The organism is Pseudomonas sp. LBUM1658 (assembly GCF_059716055.1).
Window position 1 is genome coordinate 4,341,867 of record NZ_CP166798.1, and the last position, 17,744, is coordinate 4,359,610.

General features: G+C 58.4%; 16 protein-coding genes and 3 pseudogenes. 11 read left to right on the top strand and 8 right to left on the bottom strand.

Features of this window, described 5'->3' with window-relative positions; genetic code table 11:
- Positions 1 to 119 precede the first annotated feature (119 nt).
- Positions 120 to 1,655: an IS66 family transposase gene (tnpC, locus tag ACA064_RS20090; RefSeq protein WP_497669685.1), complete on the top strand. Its 1,536-nt coding sequence runs from the start codon at positions 120 to 122 to the stop codon at positions 1,653 to 1,655.
- Positions 1,656 to 1,729: 74 nt separating this feature from the next.
- On the opposite strand, the gene ACA064_RS20095 is transcribed toward tnpC, so the two are convergent.
- Positions 1,730 to 3,049 carry an MFS transporter gene (locus tag ACA064_RS20095; protein ID WP_497669686.1) on the bottom strand — a complete coding sequence of 440 codons (1,320 nt, stop codon included), beginning with the start codon at positions 3,047 to 3,049 and terminating at the stop codon, positions 1,730 to 1,732.
- Here ACA064_RS20095 and ACA064_RS20100 point away from each other — a divergent pair.
- Positions 2,934 to 3,884, top strand: a complete 951-nt coding sequence (locus tag ACA064_RS20100; RefSeq protein WP_497669687.1) for an iron-containing alcohol dehydrogenase — start codon at positions 2,934 to 2,936, stop codon at positions 3,882 to 3,884. The genes ACA064_RS20095 and ACA064_RS20100 overlap by 116 nt on opposite strands.
- Before the next feature lie 110 nt (positions 3,885 to 3,994).
- On the opposite strand, the pseudogene ACA064_RS20105 reads toward ACA064_RS20100, so the two are convergent.
- A pseudogene (locus ACA064_RS20105) lies at positions 3,995 to 4,330 on the bottom strand (LysR family transcriptional regulator); the annotation flags it as partial.
- Between the two features lie 89 nt (positions 4,331 to 4,419).
- Positions 4,420 to 5,358, bottom strand: coding sequence for a cyclase family protein (locus ACA064_RS20110; RefSeq protein WP_497669688.1), 939 nt, complete (start codon positions 5,356 to 5,358; stop codon positions 4,420 to 4,422).
- A gap of 261 nt (positions 5,359 to 5,619) precedes the next feature.
- Between ACA064_RS20110 and ACA064_RS20115 the strand changes: the two are divergent.
- A pseudogene (locus tag ACA064_RS20115) lies at positions 5,620 to 5,829 on the top strand (ATP-binding protein); the annotation flags it as partial.
- Positions 5,830 to 6,258: 429 nt separating this feature from the next.
- Here ACA064_RS20115 and ACA064_RS20120 read toward each other — a convergent pair.
- Positions 6,259 to 6,480, bottom strand: coding sequence for a hypothetical protein (locus ACA064_RS20120; protein WP_497669689.1), 222 nt, complete (start codon positions 6,478 to 6,480; stop codon positions 6,259 to 6,261).
- Positions 6,481 to 6,598: 118 nt separating this feature from the next.
- Positions 6,599 to 6,880, bottom strand: a complete 282-nt coding sequence (locus tag ACA064_RS20125; protein ID WP_497669690.1) for a hypothetical protein — start codon at positions 6,878 to 6,880, stop codon at positions 6,599 to 6,601.
- 821 nt (positions 6,881 to 7,701) lie between these two features.
- Between ACA064_RS20125 and ACA064_RS20130 the strand changes: the two genes are divergently transcribed.
- Positions 7,702 to 7,896, top strand: a complete 195-nt coding sequence (locus ACA064_RS20130) for a hypothetical protein (RefSeq protein ID WP_497669691.1) — start codon at positions 7,702 to 7,704, stop codon at positions 7,894 to 7,896.
- A gap of 43 nt (positions 7,897 to 7,939) precedes the next feature.
- On the opposite strand, the gene ACA064_RS20135 is transcribed toward ACA064_RS20130, so the two are convergent.
- Both ACA064_RS20135 and ACA064_RS20140 read right to left on the bottom strand, forming a co-directional pair.
- Entirely contained in the window at positions 7,940 to 8,383 is a 444-nt protein-coding gene (locus ACA064_RS20135) for a hemerythrin domain-containing protein (protein WP_497669692.1), read from the bottom strand.
- Between the two features lie 112 nt (positions 8,384 to 8,495).
- Positions 8,496 to 9,422: a LysR family transcriptional regulator gene (locus tag ACA064_RS20140; protein WP_497669693.1), complete on the bottom strand. Its 927-nt coding sequence runs from the start codon at positions 9,420 to 9,422 to the stop codon at positions 8,496 to 8,498.
- A gap of 91 nt (positions 9,423 to 9,513) precedes the next feature.
- Here ACA064_RS20140 and ACA064_RS20145 point away from each other — a divergent pair, with 91 nt between their 5' ends.
- From ACA064_RS20145 to ACA064_RS20175, 7 genes are all read left to right on the top strand, one after another.
- Entirely contained in the window at positions 9,514 to 10,956 is a 1,443-nt protein-coding gene (locus ACA064_RS20145) for an aldehyde dehydrogenase family protein (RefSeq protein ID WP_497669694.1), read from the top strand.
- Positions 10,957 to 10,969: 13 nt separating this feature from the next.
- Positions 10,970 to 11,956: a dipeptidase gene (locus ACA064_RS20150; protein ID WP_497669695.1), complete on the top strand. Its 987-nt coding sequence runs from the start codon at positions 10,970 to 10,972 to the stop codon at positions 11,954 to 11,956.
- A 106-nt stretch (positions 11,957 to 12,062) separates the two neighbouring features.
- On the top strand, positions 12,063 to 13,616 hold the full coding sequence (locus tag ACA064_RS20155; protein ID WP_497669696.1) for a BCCT family transporter: 1,554 nt from the start codon (positions 12,063 to 12,065) through the stop codon (positions 13,614 to 13,616).
- Between the two features lie 26 nt (positions 13,617 to 13,642).
- On the top strand, positions 13,643 to 15,361 hold the full coding sequence (locus ACA064_RS20160) for a hypothetical protein (RefSeq protein WP_497669697.1): 1,719 nt from the start codon (positions 13,643 to 13,645) through the stop codon (positions 15,359 to 15,361).
- Between the two features lies 1 nt (position 15,362).
- The gene (locus ACA064_RS20165) at positions 15,363 to 16,109 is read left to right on the top strand and encodes a DUF3726 domain-containing protein (protein WP_497669698.1); all 747 of its coding nucleotides are present in this window, start codon (positions 15,363 to 15,365) and stop codon (positions 16,107 to 16,109) included.
- Between the two features lie 95 nt (positions 16,110 to 16,204).
- Positions 16,205 to 16,579: a RidA family protein gene (locus ACA064_RS20170; protein WP_497669699.1), complete on the top strand. Its 375-nt coding sequence runs from the start codon at positions 16,205 to 16,207 to the stop codon at positions 16,577 to 16,579.
- 187 nt (positions 16,580 to 16,766) lie between these two features.
- The gene (locus ACA064_RS20175) at positions 16,767 to 17,141 is read left to right on the top strand and encodes a DUF2784 domain-containing protein (RefSeq protein WP_497669700.1); all 375 of its coding nucleotides are present in this window, start codon (positions 16,767 to 16,769) and stop codon (positions 17,139 to 17,141) included.
- A gap of 138 nt (positions 17,142 to 17,279) precedes the next feature.
- Here the strand turns inward: ACA064_RS20175 and ACA064_RS20180 are convergent.
- A pseudogene (locus tag ACA064_RS20180) lies at positions 17,280 to 17,420 on the bottom strand (MFS transporter); the annotation flags it as partial.
- Positions 17,421 to 17,744 lie beyond the last annotated feature (324 nt).

A 17,744-nucleotide genomic window follows, 5' to 3' on the forward strand; every position in this document is an offset into this window, starting at 1 on the left:
GGCTTCAAGCTGTGTCTTGTTTGAGGGGGCAACAAGCTTACTCATCGCGCTACAAACCGACTCGCACCTAGCCGTTCGGCTAGTCGCCGGGCATCGATTGCTTTGGCAAAATGGTCGACATGATTTCAGCCCCTTCTCTCGATCAACTCGACGCCGGACAATTGCGCAGCCTGGCTGCGCAATTGATCCAGGACCTCGAACGTCTGGATAAAGCGGTGCTGCACCACAAAACACTTAACCAGCAGCTCAACCACGAAATCGTCCTGCTCACCTATCAGCGCTTCGCCAAGCGAACCGAGTCGTTCAGCCCCACCCCTCTCAGTTTCCTGGATGATTTGCTGGAGAGCGACCTCGCCACCATTGAGGCCGAACTTGAAGCCTCGGCACCGGAGTCTGCCGTATCATTCACTCGCCAGCAGCCCGGGCACACAGCACTGCCCGCAGAATTTCCACGCACGCAGGCCCATCACGAACCCGATGACACCCTATGCAATTGCGGCTGCGCTCTCAAACGCATCGGCGAAGATGTCAGTGAAAAACTCGAATACACACCCTGCATATTCACCGTCAAGCGTCATATCCGAGGCCAATGGGTGTGCGATCAGTGCGAAACCTTGACCCAGGCACCGGTCCCGCCCCATGTCATCGACAAGGGTATCCCGACCGCCGGGCTGTTGGCTCAGATAATGATCGCCACGTACGCCGATCATTTACCGCTCTACCGTCAGGAGATAATGTTTCGCCGGGCCGGCCTGGCGATCCCGCGCTCGACCCTGGCTCACTGGGTCGGCGCCTGCAATGAGCAATTGCAGCCGCTGGTTGCTGCCTTGCGCGATGTGGTGCTTGAGCACAGCGTGCTGCATGCCGATAAAACGCCGGTACAAAGGTTCCCTCCGGGCTCGAGGAAAACCCACCGAGCCCACGTCTGGGCCTACGCCACCACCTTGTTTTCCGACATAAGTGCCGTCGTATATGACTTCAGCCTTAGCGGTGCAGACGAACACGCCCACGCTTTTTTACAGGACTGGCAAGGCAAGCTGGTCTGCGACAATTTCGCCGACTACAAAGCCAGCTTTGAACGCGGAGTGACCGAAATCGCCTGCATGGCCGATGCTCGCCACAAGTTCTACGACCTGCACGCCACAAACAAAAGCAAGATTGCCGAGCAGACACTGCCCTACTTCGCGCAGCTCTATGAGATCGAACGCGAGGTACGCGGCCTGGAGCCGGATCAACGTCAACAATTACGCCAGGAAAAAGCGGCGCCAATAATGGATGCCATGCAGGCCTGGATGATCACTCAACGTCAGTTGGTGCCGACGTGTTCGGCCATTGCCAAAGCGCTGGACTACAGCCTGAAACGCTGGCTATCGTTGATGCGCTATCTCGACGATGGGCGCGTGCCCATCGACAATAGTTGGGTTGCGAGCCAGATACGCCCTTGGCCAATAGTTCACTCGAATTGGCTGTTCGCCGGCTCGTTGCGCAGTGGCAAGCGCGCGGCTGCACTGATGGGTCTGATCCAGTCGGCCAAGCTCAATGAGCATGATCCGTATGAGTATTTGAAGGACGTACTGGAGCGGCTACCTACGCAGAAAATGAGTACGATCGGAGAACTGCTGCCGCATAACTGGGAGCCGCACCGCAAGGTGTGATGCCCGCTCGCTTAAACAGTGTCTACCCAATTTGTTGCTGCAACGGCCAGCACCATCTGATCAGCCTGCGCCACTCAAGCCAGTCCCCGTTCCCGATAGTCGATCAGACTGGAAAAAACCGCCAGCAGCACTGCCATGATCACAAAGAAGATCAACACCAGGAAATACGACCCGGTGAACTGCACGATCAGGCCTATCAGGATCGGCACTATGACCCCGGCCATATTGCCGCAGAAGTTCATGGTACCGGCCAGCACCCCGGTTTTCGAGGTGCCGCCGAGATTCGACGGGATGCACCAGTACATGCCGCACCAGCGAATGAAGAACATAGCCACGCACAACAACCCGATCGCCTGGCCGGCCTCGGTGGTGTAGGCCACCACCAACATGCAGAGCGCCGCCACCAGGGCGGAACCGCTGAACATGCTGCGCATTACCAGGTTGGGCGACGCACCGCTGGCCTTCCATTTATCACCCAGGTAGCCACCGATCAGCTCGCCGACGAAGCCGCTCATGAAGATCAGGAAAGTCGCGCCGCCCATGCTTGAGATATTCAGGCCGTGGGTCTGGTGCAGGTAACTCGGCATCCAGGTCAGCAAGCCGTAGAACACACTGAGTATGCAGCAGTAGCCGGCGAACATCGCCAGTACCGAGCGATCCTTGAGCAGCTCCTTGAACGCAATGCTGCGCACTGCGCCTGAATGACTGACCGCGGCATTGGCCTCGGTGATGTGCGCCAGCTCCGCGGGGTTCACCCCCGGGTGTTCGCCGGGATGGTTGCGGATGTATTTCCAGGCCAGCACTCCCGCCAGCATCGTGCCGACGCCGGCGATGACAAAGGCTATGCGCCAGGAGTCGAACAAGCCAATGAGCCCGGCAATGATAATCGCGCCGAAGGCACTGCCCAGCGGCGCTCCGCCGTCCACCAGCACCGCACCGCGACCGCGTTCATTGGGGGTCAGCCAGGCACCGTTGAGCTTGGCCCCGGCGGGCATGATCGGTGACTCGGCAACCCCCAGGCCCATGCGCGTGATCAATAGCGTGACCCAGCTGTGCGCACCGGCCGCCAGCGCCTGGAAAAAGCCCCAGGCAACAGTGGCGATAACAATCACGCGGCGGGTCTGGAAGCGGTCCAGCAGCATGCCGCCGGGAATCTGCATCAAGGCGTAGGACCAGAAGAAGGCGCTGAGCATCAAACCTTCGAGCGCCGGAGGCAACTGGAATTCGCTGGAAATCATCGGCAAGGCCACCGACAGCGAAGCGCGGTCGATGTAGTTGATGGCGATCAGCAACAACATGATGAGAAATATCCGCCAGCGCACGCTGGTGGGACGTTCGGTCGCGGTAATGGCTGCCAGCAGCAGTATCGACACCGCCAAGGGCGTGGCCGCCATGGCCTGCAACCCTGGCAACATCCTGGACTACGAAGGCTACGACAAGCTGCTGCATCCGCCGCTGCCGATATTCGCCATTCCCACCACCTCGGGCACCGGCAGCGAATGCACCGCCTCTACGGTCTTCACCAACACCCAAACCCTGTTCAAGACCGTGATCGTCAGCCCGGCGCTGTTTCCGAAAACCGCCATACTCGACGCCGAGCTGACCCTCAAGTTGCCACCGGCAATCACTGCCGCCACCGGCATGGATGCATTGACCCATGCCATCGAATCCTACGTCTCCAAACAAGCCAACCCGGTCAGCCAGGCCCTGGCCCTGCAAGCGATAAAGATGATCTGCACGCACCTGCCCAAGGCGTTTTTCACTGGCTCCGATCTGCACGCCAGAGAACATATGCTGCTGGGTTCGTTCCTCGCCGGAGTGGCATTCGCCCAATCGAAACTGGGCAATGTCCACGCCATCTCTCACACCTTCGGCGGCGTGTTCAACATCCCTCACGGCATCGCCAATGCCACGCTGCTGCCCTTCGTCATCGAATACAACCTCGCCGCCTGCCCGGAACTGTTTCGCGAGATCGCCATCGCCATGGGCGAAGACGTCGACGGCCTGAGCCCTGCACAGGCCGGTCACAAGGTCGTGGACCACGTGGTGGCGCTGAACAAAGCCATCGGCATCCCGGACAACATCAAGGATCTGGGCGTCGATCTGGAGTACCTGCCGCAGATGATCAGCGACTCCATGCGCAGCGGCAACGTACTGGTCAATCCGCGCCTGACTACCGCCGCGGACATCGAAAAGATCATCCGCAACGCTTACCACGGCATTCATTGATCCACGCCCTGCCCCATGCAGGAGCGAGCTTGCTCGCGATATAGGTAGTCCGTTCCTTACTCTTCCATACTGACATTCGCTGGAAGTCGGTTGTCGGCGAGGAAGGAACATGCACCTGTGATGACCCCCACGGACAACCGTCCCCCCTGGCCCTGCATGATGCTCAGCATCTCTTTATGCAAATGCTCCACATCGCTATAGATGAGCCGCGCATAACGGATAACGCATCGCCCCATGTCATTGGCCAGCAGGCCCTTGGGCTGGCGTTCGAACAGCGGCATGCCGAGCAATGACTCGACTTCATGCAGGGCCTTGGTGGCGCCGGACTGAGAAATCGAAATATGCTCGGCGGCCTTGTGCAGCGAACCCCGATCATCCAGGGCGATCAACAGCCGCAGTTGTTTGAGGCGCAAGCGCGCAGCGATACTATCAAGGGTGGGGACCATAGCTCTGATTGCTCGTTTCAATGGACGAAGACTTCAAAACCCTCACCAGCGTCAGCCGGCGAGGATGCGTTCCCTGTCAAATCGTCATCTCAATGAATGGCTACCGGATTGATATTCACCTGGGTCGAACCCGTGTAAAGCGGCTGTCCCAGCACGAACATGAACTCCCAGGCCTTGTCTCGCACCAGCGCCCGGCTGTCGATCAGCTCAAGGTTGTAGATGCCCTTCTTGGCCAGCATGAATTGGTTGACCGCGAACTCCTGGCCATCTTTGGCCGGATAGATTTCCGAGGCCCAGGTGTCGCCGCCGAACGCAACGATCTGCTGGTCCGCCAGCCATTTGGCAGCCTCCATGCCGATGCCCGGCTCTACTTCGAGGAACTTCTTGTCGTCCTTGCCGAGCAGCTCCAGCCAGCCGGTATTGAATAGCACCACGTCGCCCTTCTGAATTCTGATGCCTTGCAGGTCCAGCGCCTTCTGAATATCAGCGACACTGAACTCGGTGTTTTCCGGAACTATCGGCCTGCCGAAGACGGCGGTCATGTCCAGCACGACACCACGGGTGACAATCGGCGGGACCTTCTCGATGCCGAGTTTTTTCACCCCCTCCACCGTGACGAAATCCGCCGCGCGATTGCCGTTGTAATACACGTTATCGATGCCGATGTGACCGATGCCGTTGAGCTGCGTGCCTACGCCGGTCCAACCCACCACCAGTTCATCGTTGAAGGTAAATTTGTTGGGGCCGCTGGAGGTGCCGCCAGCCTCGCCGGGCTGGACGTTGGTCAACTGAAAGCTGCGATGACGAAAGGCCGGCAGATTCCGGTCGACCGGTACCGCCAGCGGATAGGTCTTGCCAGTGGTGATCAGTTTGGATGCCTTGATCACCGAGTCGGCGTTCAAGAGATTGAGCGCGCCGATCTCGTCATTGGCGCCATAGTTGGACGGGTACCATTTTTCAGTTTCGACGGCCTGCGCGGCGCCGACGGTGAAGAGCAAGGTAAACGGGAGTAGCAAACGGCTGAACATGAACGGATCCCTATGTCGTTGAAGTCGACCCAAGGTACTCAGCTCATCTCTCCAGATACAGCCACGCAGCGGCAATACAATAGTTCTCGATTATCATGAATAAACGGCCCATTGACTTGATGCGAACTGGAACGTCAAAATCCTGAGAGCAAAAAAACGGCAGGGCTATCTGGATGCTGTGAAAAACAAAACCCGACTGGCTGAGCAGTTTCAACAGCATAACTCGATACTGCGTACTTCCCTGGATGCATTGCCCGAAGTAAAGACCAAGGCGAAAGGATCGCCGCCGAGAACCAGACCCGCATCTTTACCCACGGCTTCACCACTCGCAAAGAAGGCCATGGCTTTGGCCTGCACAGTTGTGCACTCGCTGCCGTAGAAATGAATGGGCATCTTCGCATCCATAGCGATGGACCAGGCCTGGGTGCTCTTTTCACCCTGCAAATCCCCCTCGAAATCGCGCGAGCATGATTGCGGTTCAGGTAGCGAGCCAAGCTGCCGTTTTCCTGAAATATCCCATGGGATCAATAACTAGCAGTGAGTTTTTTCGGCGCGAGTCTAACTAACCAGCAAAAGCATTGTCCTACTCAGGGTCGGGCGAATACCCCCAGCACCCGCGCGAAAGGAGACACCAGTGCTTACTCGATTTTCAATGCTTGCCTTGGTATTAGCGGTCCTGGCGTCCTCGGGATGCGTCTACCACGACCACGACAGGGATCGCGATCGCGGGGGTCGTCATGATCACGACCACCGCCATAAAAAGGACCGGGATTCGTATGACCGTCGCGACGATGATCGCCGGGGAGACTACTATCGCCGAGGCTAGTGTTTTGCGGTGTGAATCAAGCCAGTTGAAGAAGCCCGCTATTTGCGGGCTTTTTCATTCAGATGCAGCTACTTTCAAGTGCCGCCGCCCAGCCCCTCTACCGAATTGGCAAAAGCGGTGCTGGCCTCCTTTACCAGCTTTCGCCATTCGCTATTGCTGATAACACCTGCGCGCTCAAGCTCATCGGCTGCCTTGAGAAGTTCATCGTAATGTTCCTCCGGATCCATGCGGATTCCGGGCTCCTTCAATAGCTTGCGCCAGGCCAGTAATGCCGTTTCCTTCTGGTCGTCATTCATGGCAAAACTCCGTTGACTGCCTACTATGTAGAAGCAATCAACAGTTGGTTGTTCCTCGCTTCCGACGTGTGGTGGGGTCGCGCGGAGCGCGCAGTTTCCTCAAGCAGACGCGACGCGCTCAGATTCTGTAATCCTTGAAAAGCTCCTCCTTGATAATCAGCAACGCGTCATTGTAGTAGCGTTCACCGCGGGCCTCACTTAGCAGTACTGATCGGACACTCGCTTCGCCACCGCGTGGCTTGTGCTCGCAGGTGATGAAGAACTCCGCCGTTTCTACCTTGAACTCCAGATAGTAGAACAGCTCTCTGCCCTCTCGATCCCAGTAGCCAATTTCTCTTCGCATCACTGCCACCGCAGAACCATGAAATTTGCCCATTCTAGCGGGTGCGCGCAGATTCATTCATGCTTCTGTCATATCCAGCACGCCGTGGGTCGCTTGACTGGAGATCGCCCTGAGCTCAGCAAATAGTTTTGTTGCGCAGTGCTATTGCCTGCTGAATTTATTGTTCGTGGTGTTACTTGTTTTATCCACCAGCCAAACTGAATTACCATCAGTACGGACTGTATTGCATTCTTTTCCATATTTTTGATAAGTTACACAGATGACATCCTCTGCAATAGTCCAGCGTCCATTTTGTCTGGGCTGTCCGCTAATTTCTATTGACGAAGTCCCATCCGGATTGAGAGTTTCCAAAAACTTATAACCCGTCGAGGTGACGCTGGAGAGTTATCGACCTATCAAAGCTTCATTTATCTCACTTCCCTTTAACTGCCGTGCGTCCTCAGGTGCAGGTGCATGTGCATGTGCATCCATTGCAGCCTGATGCCCTGACGAACATCCCGTCAATAATAACGCTACGATAACCGGCAATAGCTTGGTCATAACCTCTACCTCTTGTTATTGATAGACAGCACAACGCCAATAGCCTTAAGGTTAGACAGCATTAAATAAAATTTATATATCATTTAACTATACGTGCAATAGCGCCAGCCTGTGGTGAACTACCGTGCGTAACTGATTGGCTTGACCCTGACAATCCAGGGCACCGCTTGCGGTGATCGCCCGGCTGCCTGGATGATCGCTTTTTGCTCTCCATCGACTGATCGTCCCCGACGTCATGCGCCAACCCTGCGTCGTATAAAATTTACCGAATGAAATTGGAACTAATGGCCTTTTGCTGCTATCACAAAAGCACCACGCAGCAAGAGTCTCTACGCCCCATGAACAAATTTGAGCAGGATGTCATCGATGCAGCGCGCGCCTCCGAGCCGCAATGCCCGCAAGCTCAGAGGGCTGATTCCCTCGACGCCGCCCTGGGGGCTATCACCATACTCAAAAACAACCTTTCAGGAGAACCGCTGGAGCGCGCACTGCTGATGCTGCGCGACTCCTACACCTGGCCTGGGCACTCCTGAAATCTCCGGAAATGCCCAAGCGGATGATCGATGCATTCCACCCTCAGGGGGTGGAAAGCTGTTCCTCGTATTCCTTGATGTATCCGCTGGCCAGGGATTCTTTCTGCTTGTCGTCGAGAATCTTGCCAGCCATCTGGAAGAACTTCTGCTCTTCCTCTTTCAAGTGATGATGGACTTTTTCGGAGAGCTTTTTCGCGGTGGCCAGCCAGCCGGGGCTGGACATCTCTGTCTTATCCAGTTCCTCCATCATTTCATCCATTTCGTGATGTTCTGAAATGGCGTGACGACTCAAATCCACACCCTCGTCGTACTCCATCAACGGTATGTAGAAAAACCGCTCCTCCGCCGTTTCGTGAGCCTGGAGCTCGGTCTTGAGCTGTTTGTACGCCTCGACGCGCTGCGGGTTGTCTCCGCTGGTCTGGATCAGTGCGTCAGCGTAGGTGCGTTGCCGCTCGTGGCTCTCACGCAGTGCTTCGAAGATATTCAATGGCGTCTCTCCAGCATCGCCTCCAGAAACGGAAGCACTGATGACTAGACCTTTTCGCGAGTCGGCTAGTTCCAACTCCGTCCAGGGTCCGCGAATGCCAACTCAGTGAATCTCAGGCCAATGAAGTCCCGCTGACTTTTACCGAATCATCGTTATCGCCCTTCCTCTGCATGTTCTCACGCAGGAAACCCATCAATGCAGCCGCCGCTGGCGACAGGCTGCGTCCCTTCCTGCTCAAGATACCTATCTGGCGCTCGACCTTCGGTTCTGAGAGGGGGAGGAATGCCAGTTGTTCATTGCCTGCCGGAAACGCCAGGTAGGGCAACGTCGTAATACCGATGCCCTGTTCGAGCATGGCGATCAAGGAAATCATGTTGGAAACGAACAATAAACTGCTCTCCAGCAGCCCCGCCGCCTCGGTGCCTTCGAGCAAGCGCGAAGTGCCGTTGCGCACCAGCGGGTAGGTTTGCAGGCTCGACCAGTGCAAGGCTCCACCGGCCGCCACCAACGGATGATCACGCCGACAGACCACGCCAACCTGATCACTCAGGATCGGCAGGAAATCGATGTTCTCATCCGGCATCCAGAGGCTGCTGATGCCGAAGTCCACCTGCCCCTGGGCCAATAGCTGCTGCACGCTGTCGGCGTTACCGTCCTGAATACTGATCTGCACCTTGGGATGCTCGCTGACAAAACGCGCCAGCAGGTGCGGCAAGAGCCGGCTGGCCACCGAGGGTACAGTGGCGATGCTCACCTGACCGATCTCATGCCGGGCCAGCAAGGTCACTTCGCGGGCAATTCGGTCGTGATGGGCGAGTAGATCCTGGAACAGTGGCAGGCAGTGTTCGCCAAAAGGTGTCAGCTCGGTTTTTCCGCTTTTTTCGAACAGCGCCTGGCCAAGCTTCTGCTCGAGTTCGCGGACGGCCAGGGACAGTGCGGGCTGGGTGCGATAGGCCTGTTTTGCTGCCCCATGAAAGCTTTTCAGCTGCGCCACGAGGACGAAGTAACGTAATTGGGTAATCTTCAGCTCGGGCAACATGGTAAGTTTTCCTTATCGTTCTATATTTATTATTAATTTTTATTTGCAGATTAATACTCTCAAGATGGGGACCACGCAATCGGAGGTTCCCATGGCAGTGCAACCCTACAAAAATTACATCGCTGGAAACTGGTGCGAAGGCCAAGGCCTCATCGCCAACCACAGCCCTTCGGACATTCAGGACCTCATTGGTCACTATCACCAGGCCAGTACCGAACAGACTCATGCTGCCATTGCTGCAGCACGTGACGCGCAGCCGCTCTGGGCGTCGACCGGTCTGGAGCAACGCCAACAGGTGTTAATGGCCATCGGCGACGAGTTGATTGCCCGCAAGGATGAGTTGGGCCATCTGCTCTCCCGCGAAGAAGGCAAACCCCTCAACGAGGGTATCGGCGAGGTCAATCGCTCTGCCCAGTTCTTCCACTATTACGCCGCCGAAGTCCTGCGCCAGATGGGCGAGACAGCAGCGTCAGTGCGCCCCGGCATCGACATTGAAGTTCATCGCGAACCGGTCGGCGTGGTCGGCATCATCACTCCCTGGAATTTCCCCATGGCGACTGCCGCCTGGAAAATTGCCCCGGCCCTGGCCTTCGGCAATGCGGTGGTGTTCAAACCGGCCAACCTGGTCCCTGCCAGCGCCTGGGCACTCAGCGAAATCATCAGTCGCCAGGCCCTGCCGCCAGGCACCTTCAATCTGGTGATGGGCAGCGGCAGCATCGTCGGCGAGAGTCTGATTCAGTCGGCCGATATCGATGCGCTGACCTTCACCGGTTCGCTGCCGACCGGACGTCGAGTGGCCGTTGCCACAGCGACCAATCTGGTGCGCTGCCAGCTCGAAATGGGCAGCAAGAATGCGCTGGTGGTGCTTGATGATGCCGACCTCGACATCGCCGTCGAATGTGCGTTGAACGGTGCGTTCTTCGGTACCGGGCAAAAGTGCACCGCCTCATCGCGTCTGATTGTCTGCGACGGCATCCATGACCGCTTTGTCGCTGCATTGATTGCGCGCATGCGTCAACTGAAGGTCGGCCATGCACTTGCGCAAGGGGTGCAGATCGGTCCGGTGGCCGAGGCCCGTCAGCTGGAGCAGAACCTTCATTACCTGCAGCTGGCCCTGGAAGAAGGCGCGACGCTGGTCGAAGGCGGCGAACGCCTGGAACTGCAACCTGAAGGGCACTACATGCGTCCGGCGCTATTCATCGACAGCCACAACGACATGCGCATCAACCGCGAAGAAGTCTTCGGTCCGATTGCCTGTGTGATCAGGGTCAACGACTACGAACAAGCCCTCGCCGTGCTGAACGACACCGAGTACGGGCTCACCGCCGGGATCATTACCCAGTCGCTGCGCCATGCCAGCGATTTCAAACGCCGCGCCCGTACCGGCTGCGTGATGGTCAACCTGCCCACCGCCGGCACCGATTACCACGTGCCGTTCGGCGGGCGCAAAGCCTCAAGCTTCGGCCCGCGCGAACAAGGGCAATACGCCCGCGACTTCTACACAGTGGTCAAGACTACCTACGTACGTCCCTGAATCGGAGATCACCATGCACGACTTATTGATGATCGATGGCCTGCAATATTCCAACTGGAGCGAGGACATTTTTCGCCAGATGCAGGCCGGCGGCCTGAGTGCCGTTCACGCCACCATTGCGTACCACGAAAATGCCCGGGAAACCCTGTCGCGAATCGGCGAATGGAATCGTCGATTCGAGACCTGGCCCGAGCTGATTCGTCCGGTGCGCGAGGCAGCAGATATTCGCCTGGCTCATCAGGAAGGACGCGTCGCAATCTTCTTCGGCTTCCAGAATTGCTCGCCGATCGAAGATGACATCAGCCTGGTGGAGATATTCCGCCAGCTTGGGGTCCTGATCATGCAACTTACCTATAACAACCAGAGCCTTCTGGCCAGCGGTTGCTACGAGAGCGAAGACAACGGCATCAGCCGTTTCGGCCGCCAGGTGATCAGTGAGATGAACCGTGTGGGCATGCTGATCGACATGTCCCACAGCGCTGAGCGCAGCACCCTGGAAGCCATCGAGCTGTCGAGCCGTCCGGTGATCATCTCCCATGCCAACCCTTCGAGCTTCCATGCCGCCAAGCGCAACAAGTCCGATGCGGTGCTGCGCAGTATCGCCGAATCCGGTGGCCTGCTCGGCTTCAGTACTTACCCCTTCCACCTCAAGGGCGCGTCGGGCTGCACCCTCGAGACGTTCTGCGACATGGTCGCCAGTACTGCCGAATTAATGGGCGTCGAGCACATCGGCATTGGTACCGACCTGTGCCAACAACAGCCGCTGCAAGTGCTCGAATGGATGCGCAACGGACGCTGGAGCAAGGACAAGGATTACGGCGAAGGCTCGGCCGACAATGCCCACTGGCCTTCACCCCTGCAGTGGTTCCGCGACAGCCGGGACTTCCCCGCCATCGCCCGTGGCCTGCAGACCCGTGGCTTCGCCGAGGACGAGGTGCGAAACATCATGGGACTCAACTGGTTGCGCCTGCTGGAAAGCGCCACCACCCCACAAACCTGACGCCTGATCCAAACCGTGAGGACAGCATGAAAAACAAAAACAATAGCTTCCCGTTCATCTCCCCAACCGGCGATGGACAGCCTCAAGCGCGTATTTTGGAGGCATCATGAAAACATCCACTGAACTACAAGCCGACAGCCAGCCGCTGAGTCTGGCAGCACGTAAAAAAGACATCGACTGGCCGCTGTTTCTCATCAGTGGCGGCTTCCTTGGTGCATTCCTGATAGCGGCACTGATCGATATCGATGGCGTGTCGACCCTGGTCAATACGCTGTTCGCCTGGTCGACGAAGTTCTTTGGACTGTACTGGCAGATATTGATGCTGCTGACCTTTGCGGTGAGCCTTTTCATCTGTTTCAGCAAATGCGGACGGGTGCGGCTGGGCGGCGTCGACCACAGGCCCGACACCAGCACCTTCAACTGGATCGCGGTGATCATGTGCGCCTTGCTCGCTGGCGGCGGCGCCTTCTGGGCGGCGGCGGAACCCATGATGCACTTCGCCAGCCCACCACCGCTGTTCGCTGGCGTGCAACCCCACAGCGAAGCGGCGGGGCATGCCGCACTGGCCCAATCCTTCGTGCACTGGGGCTTCCTGGCATGGGCAGTACTGGGCAGCTTGCTGGCGATCGTGTTGATGCATTTGCACTACGACAAAGGCTTGCCGCTGGCGCCGCGAACCCTGCTTTATCCGCTGCTCGGCGAACGAGCGCTCAAAGGCCCGATCGGCACGTTGGCGGATGCCACCTCGATCATCGCAGTGGTCGCCGGGACCATCGGACCGATCGGTTTCCTCGGCCTGCAAATCAGCAGTGCGTTGCATTCGGTCTGGGGCATCCCGAATGACCTGACGGTCCAGGCCATCACCATAGTTCTGGTCACGGTGCTGTACACCACCTCCTGCCTGGTGGGGCTCAAGGGCATCCGCTTCGTCAGCGAAATCAACGTCTGGCTGATGATTGGCCTGGCGGTGTTCATGGTGGTGTTCGGACCGACGGCCTTTATTCTGGGCGGTTTCCCGACAGCCTTCGCCTTGCATCTGGAACAGTTCATTCCGATGACATTGTTTCGCGCCGATCCAAAATGGCTGGACTGGTGGACGGTGTTCTACTGGGGCTGGTTCATTGGCTATGCGCCGATGGTGGCGCTCTACGTGGCGAAGATTTCCCGTGGACGGACCATCCGGGAAGTCATCATGACCTTGTCGATCATCGCTCCGATTGTGACCATGTTCTGGTTCACCGTGGTCGGCGGTACCGGCATCGGCCTGGAACTGCAATCGCCCGGCATCGTCACGGCCAATGGCGCGCAACCCGAAGCCCTGCTGTTGGGCGTCACCCAGAACCTGCCACTGGGTGGACTGGTCTCGGCGCTGTTTCTGTTCTTGAGCTTCATCTCGGTCGCCACCAATGGTGATGCCATGGCCTTCACCGTAGCGATGGCCATGTCGAGCAACGACAAGCCGAAAAAATGGCTGAGAGCGTTCTGGGCCATCGGAATGGGGCTGGCCGCGGTAGTACTGATCACCATCGGCGCGGGCGGCGTGACGGCGCTGCAATCCTTTATTGTGATCACTGCCGTTCCGGTTTCGCTGTTGATCCTGCCCTCGCTCTGGGATGCGCTGCGGATCGCCCGGCACATGGCTCGCGAGCAGGCTGTCTGATCATGAATAGTTCAGGAATCGCAATTATGTCGCACCCCCACTCCGGCACAACGCCACAACAGACCTTGCGGCCCGCCGCACAGGTTATGGACCTGGATCGCCTGGGCAGTCATTTCCAGAGCCGGCTGAGTTTCGTGCGCAGCAGCATGCGCAGAATGATGAACGAGCAATGGCGCATCCAGCGCACCTGCTTCGATCTGGATGCCGAGGGTTTTGGTACAGCCATTTATCGTATCGATACGGCCAACGCGCATTATCACTGCGTCATCTTCTCGATGTACCTGCCGCCGGAAAAGCGCAGCGACCGGGTGATCGCCGATCAGTGGGACGTCAGCTTCGTCCTGCTCGCCGGCGATGTGGATGACCAGCAGTTGGCCGATCTGCGCCGCAACGTGCCCTTGCAGGAAGCCGGTCGCTTTGACGCCCGGGTGCTGGTGCTCTCGCGAGCCAACCGCAGCCTGCGCAACTTCGAGCGTTTTCTCGGGGCGCTTGCCGAAGGTTGTCAGCCAGACCCTCGGCAGCTCGCCGACGTCGGCTACCTGTATCGCACCACCGCCGTTTATGGCAATGGCAAGTTCGGCATCGCCGACTTCAGCTGCCTGCAAGGCAATGCCGACTTTACTCAACCGTTCAGCGCGCAAATGTTTACCGTCTACCTGCTCCGGCATTTCAGTATCGAGCAGATAGAACACATGGCTCGAGCGCGCAACCCACAACGGGCGGTCGGGCTGGACATTGCCCTGCAACGCTACCTGGGCGTCGGCAATTCCACCGGTCTGGGCATGGCGCCGTTCCTGGTCAATCACCCGCAATTGGTCAATCAATGGGTGTGGGCCAGGGAAACCGCTCTGGCGCGCGCCCTGGCGCAATCGACCGAGCTGCCTCACCAGCAGCGCTTGCGGACCTTGCTCGAGCGGGCCCGTCGGCACCTTGAGGAAACCGCGACCGAAGATCAACGCCAAAGCGCCATTGACCAACGCACCCTGACCGATCTTCGACAGTTGAGCGAGTGGTTCAACCGCCAACCGCTCAGTGCCGACCTGTGGGCACGGCTGCAAGCCTGGGCCGAACGGCACTGCAACATGGGCTGCCAGGAACTGCTGGTCAGCCTGCTGCTGGAACTGTACCCCGAGCAGATCGATCCGCTGGCAGAACAGATGGCGGTCAAGGAAGGTTTTCGACTCAATGCCGAGATGCCTCTGGGAGCGCTGCGCGAGCTGATCGAGGACCGGTACCAATGGGCCCTCGATTACGACCTGAGCAATGCCGAGGCAAACCATTTCTTCTGGTATCGCTCGGCAGAAAAGGAAGAACCGCGGCTGGGAGAGCGCGCCATGGAGCCCGGCGCCGAGAAGGAAATGCAGCTGGGCATTGCCCACAATATTCAACGCTGCCATAGCGCGTTGCTTGCCTTTCTGGAACAGCACCCACAGAAACTGACCGCGCATTTCTTGCTCGCCCAACCGCAGTTCAAGGGCACTGTCTGCCGTTTGCAGGGCATGGCGCGCTGCAGCCATGGTGAAATTCGCGCCAACCTGATGGATCGCGGCATGCTGCCGATCCACCTGCTGCGCTGCAAGCTGGCGTTCTTCGGTGCTGGCAAGTTCGATCCAAAGTCCAGCCGCTGGGTACGCATCACCTTATTCCAGGGCGCGCCACTGGTCAGTGAGATTGGCCAGCCTTTCGATGACGACTGGAACTTCGCCGTCATGCCCCAACTGGCAACCGCTGCCGGAGAACTCTGATATGCGCGTTTCGCTCAATGAAGTGCAGGTTATCTGCCGCAAGGCCTTCGAAGGCATCGGCTTCGCCACGGGTGATTGCGACGACGCCGCCGAGATGATTGCCTGGCTGCAACTGCAGGGTCTCGACGGGATTGGCGCGCTGAAAAAAGCCCTCGCGTTCCTCCACAATGAAGTCGATCGACCCTTCGATACCTGTTACGAAGATGCCGCTCAATTGACCCTCGATGCTCACGGCCAGAGCGTATTGCGCTGTGCCGCCCAAGCCGTGGAACTGGGGGTCGGCAAGGCCTTGCGCGGCGGCAGTGCGCTGATCCGTATCCGCCACTGCCACAACCGCATTCTGCTGCTCGGCTATCTGGCGCGATGCGCCGAACAGGGGCTGAACTTTTGCGTCTACTGGCGCGATGCTCGCCAGGAACTGGTGGCCACGTTCAGCGCCGGACAAAGCAGCCCGTCGCTGCGGGTATATGACCTGCAACAACCAGCGCAGAGCGACGAGCAAAGCATCAATGTGCTGATCTCTCGACACTTCACGCTGCTGCCACGCCTGAGTCCAGAGGATCTCGCGCCCGGTCTGAACCTGGATCAGCAGACACTTGCCAGTAGCAGCAGCCAGCAGCTCTCTGGCGGTCTGGAGGTAGACGAGAGTGTCTGGGTCATGCTGAAAAAACTCGGTGAACGGGTGCTGGTGGAAAGCACCGAGGAGTCGCGACGCCGTGGCGCCGGGGAAAGCAGCGACGCCACATAGAAACGCCGCGGCCACGCCTTGCTAAACATTCCGGCGCCGTCACCAGACCGCGCCCCGGGATTGATTTTTTCATACCTGAACCAGGATTTTGACCGATGAAACATGCCATCAAGACCGACCTCTTTGCCTCTCGTGCTCCAATGGAGTGGGCCGTGGTCGGCAAAGGCACGCTGTACACCGCACAGATCCCCATCGACCGCCAAGGCCAGGTAGTGGCGGGTGGCATCGAAGCACAAACCCGGCAGACGCTGGACAACTTGCGTCATACCCTGGAGGCCGCCGGTAGCTCGCTCGACGCGGTCACCCAGGTACTGATCTACGTTATCGACCGCAGCTACCTGGCCACCGTGAACGCGCTCTACACCGAGTACTTCCAGGCGCCCTTCCCCAACCGCGCCGCAGTGGTGGTTGCGGGCCTGGCCAGGGAGGAAATGCTGGTGGAGCTGGTGGTGTATGCGTGTGTGGGATGAGCCCGCGCACTTGTCGAACGCAACAACTGTGGCGAGGGAGCTTGCTCCCTCGCCACAGTTGATCGTCCGACCATAGATTTCCGTTCACTGACTGGCATTGCGGCATTCTGGCCTGCCTGTGAATCACTGGCGTTCTGCGGTGCTATGGTGAGTTCTCTCCCCACCCGCCAGGAGCGCCGGAGTCGACATGCTCTACCGAATAGCCGCCGACGGGCTGGTGCTGTTTCATTTGCTGTTCATTCTCTTCGTGCTGGGCGGTGGGCTGCTGGTACTGAAATGGCGCTCGCTGTGCTGGTGGCATCTGCCTGCGGTGGCCTGGGGGGTGGCGGTCGAGGTCTTCCACTTGCCCTGCCCGCTGACCGGATGGGAGAACCAGATGCGCCGGGCCGCCGGCGAGGCCGGTTATGCCAGCAGTTTCATCGAGCATTACCTGTGGCCGCTGATTTATCCGGCCGGGCTGACACCCGACATACAACTATGGCTGGGCGCTCTGGTGCTGCTGATCAATCTGTTTGTCTACCTGGTGTTGCTGAGGCGGTGGAAGCAGGGTCGGAGCCGCTAGACACTTCCCCGGCTTACCCTAATGCCTTGTAGGAGCGAGCTTGCTCGCGATGAACTCAAGGGCGACGCGTTCCTTCAGACAACTCGCGTTATCGTTGACGTCCATCGCGAGCAAGCTCGCTCCTACAGGGCGCAGTGCTTACCCCTTTATAAAATGGCGAATCCGCACCGCAACGCCCTCGCTCTGAAACTGCCTGGCGGCGGCTTCGATCTTCAGCTCGGCGCGGGTCACTCGCTCATGGTGACGCAGGTGACCGACCCAGGACTCATCGAAAAAAAACGGGCTTGCTCATGAGCCGGCCCCTGGCTGCAGCCATTTACTGAACAGCCGCAGCGTGACCACCCCGTCCGAAAGCTCGATATTCATGACCGACTCTCCTCCCAAGGGAGTTGAACAACCACTGGCGACGTGCCAAATGCGCACCCCGGGCGATTTTCCCGGCGCCACCGATCAACAAGGCAGTAAAGACAATCGGCAGCAGCCAGGCAAACCGGTACGGGATACAGGCTAGCAGGCCGGCGTTGAGTCTCTGCTAAAGGAACTGATGCAAGGAGCTCGGGGTCATTCACTCGAGCAGCTAGTATTGGAAGAGGCTGAATCCAT

Coding starts and splice junctions, on each gene's coding strand:
- tnpC (WP_497669685.1), top strand. CDS start 120: ATGATTTCAGCCCCTTCTCTCGATCAACTCGACGCCGGACAATTGCGC.
- ACA064_RS20100 (WP_497669687.1), top strand. CDS start 2,934: ATGGCGATCAGCAACAACATGATGAGAAATATCCGCCAGCGCACGCTG.
- ACA064_RS20095 (WP_497669686.1), bottom strand. CDS start 3,049: ATGGCGGCCACGCCCTTGGCGGTGTCGATACTGCTGCTGGCAGCCATT.
- ACA064_RS20110 (WP_497669688.1), bottom strand. CDS start 5,358: ATGTTCAGCCGTTTGCTACTCCCGTTTACCTTGCTCTTCACCGTCGGC.
- ACA064_RS20120 (WP_497669689.1), bottom strand. CDS start 6,480: ATGAATGACGACCAGAAGGAAACGGCATTACTGGCCTGGCGCAAGCTA.
- ACA064_RS20125 (WP_497669690.1), bottom strand. CDS start 6,880: ATGAATCTGCGCGCACCCGCTAGAATGGGCAAATTTCATGGTTCTGCG.
- ACA064_RS20130 (WP_497669691.1), top strand. CDS start 7,702: ATGAACAAATTTGAGCAGGATGTCATCGATGCAGCGCGCGCCTCCGAG.
- ACA064_RS20140 (WP_497669693.1), bottom strand. CDS start 9,422: ATGTTGCCCGAGCTGAAGATTACCCAATTACGTTACTTCGTCCTCGTG.
- ACA064_RS20145 (WP_497669694.1), top strand. CDS start 9,514: ATGGCAGTGCAACCCTACAAAAATTACATCGCTGGAAACTGGTGCGAA.
- ACA064_RS20150 (WP_497669695.1), top strand. CDS start 10,970: ATGCACGACTTATTGATGATCGATGGCCTGCAATATTCCAACTGGAGC.
- ACA064_RS20155 (WP_497669696.1), top strand. CDS start 12,063: ATGAAAACATCCACTGAACTACAAGCCGACAGCCAGCCGCTGAGTCTG.
- ACA064_RS20160 (WP_497669697.1), top strand. CDS start 13,643: ATGTCGCACCCCCACTCCGGCACAACGCCACAACAGACCTTGCGGCCC.
- ACA064_RS20165 (WP_497669698.1), top strand. CDS start 15,363: ATGCGCGTTTCGCTCAATGAAGTGCAGGTTATCTGCCGCAAGGCCTTC.
- ACA064_RS20170 (WP_497669699.1), top strand. CDS start 16,205: ATGAAACATGCCATCAAGACCGACCTCTTTGCCTCTCGTGCTCCAATG.
- ACA064_RS20175 (WP_497669700.1), top strand. CDS start 16,767: ATGCTCTACCGAATAGCCGCCGACGGGCTGGTGCTGTTTCATTTGCTG.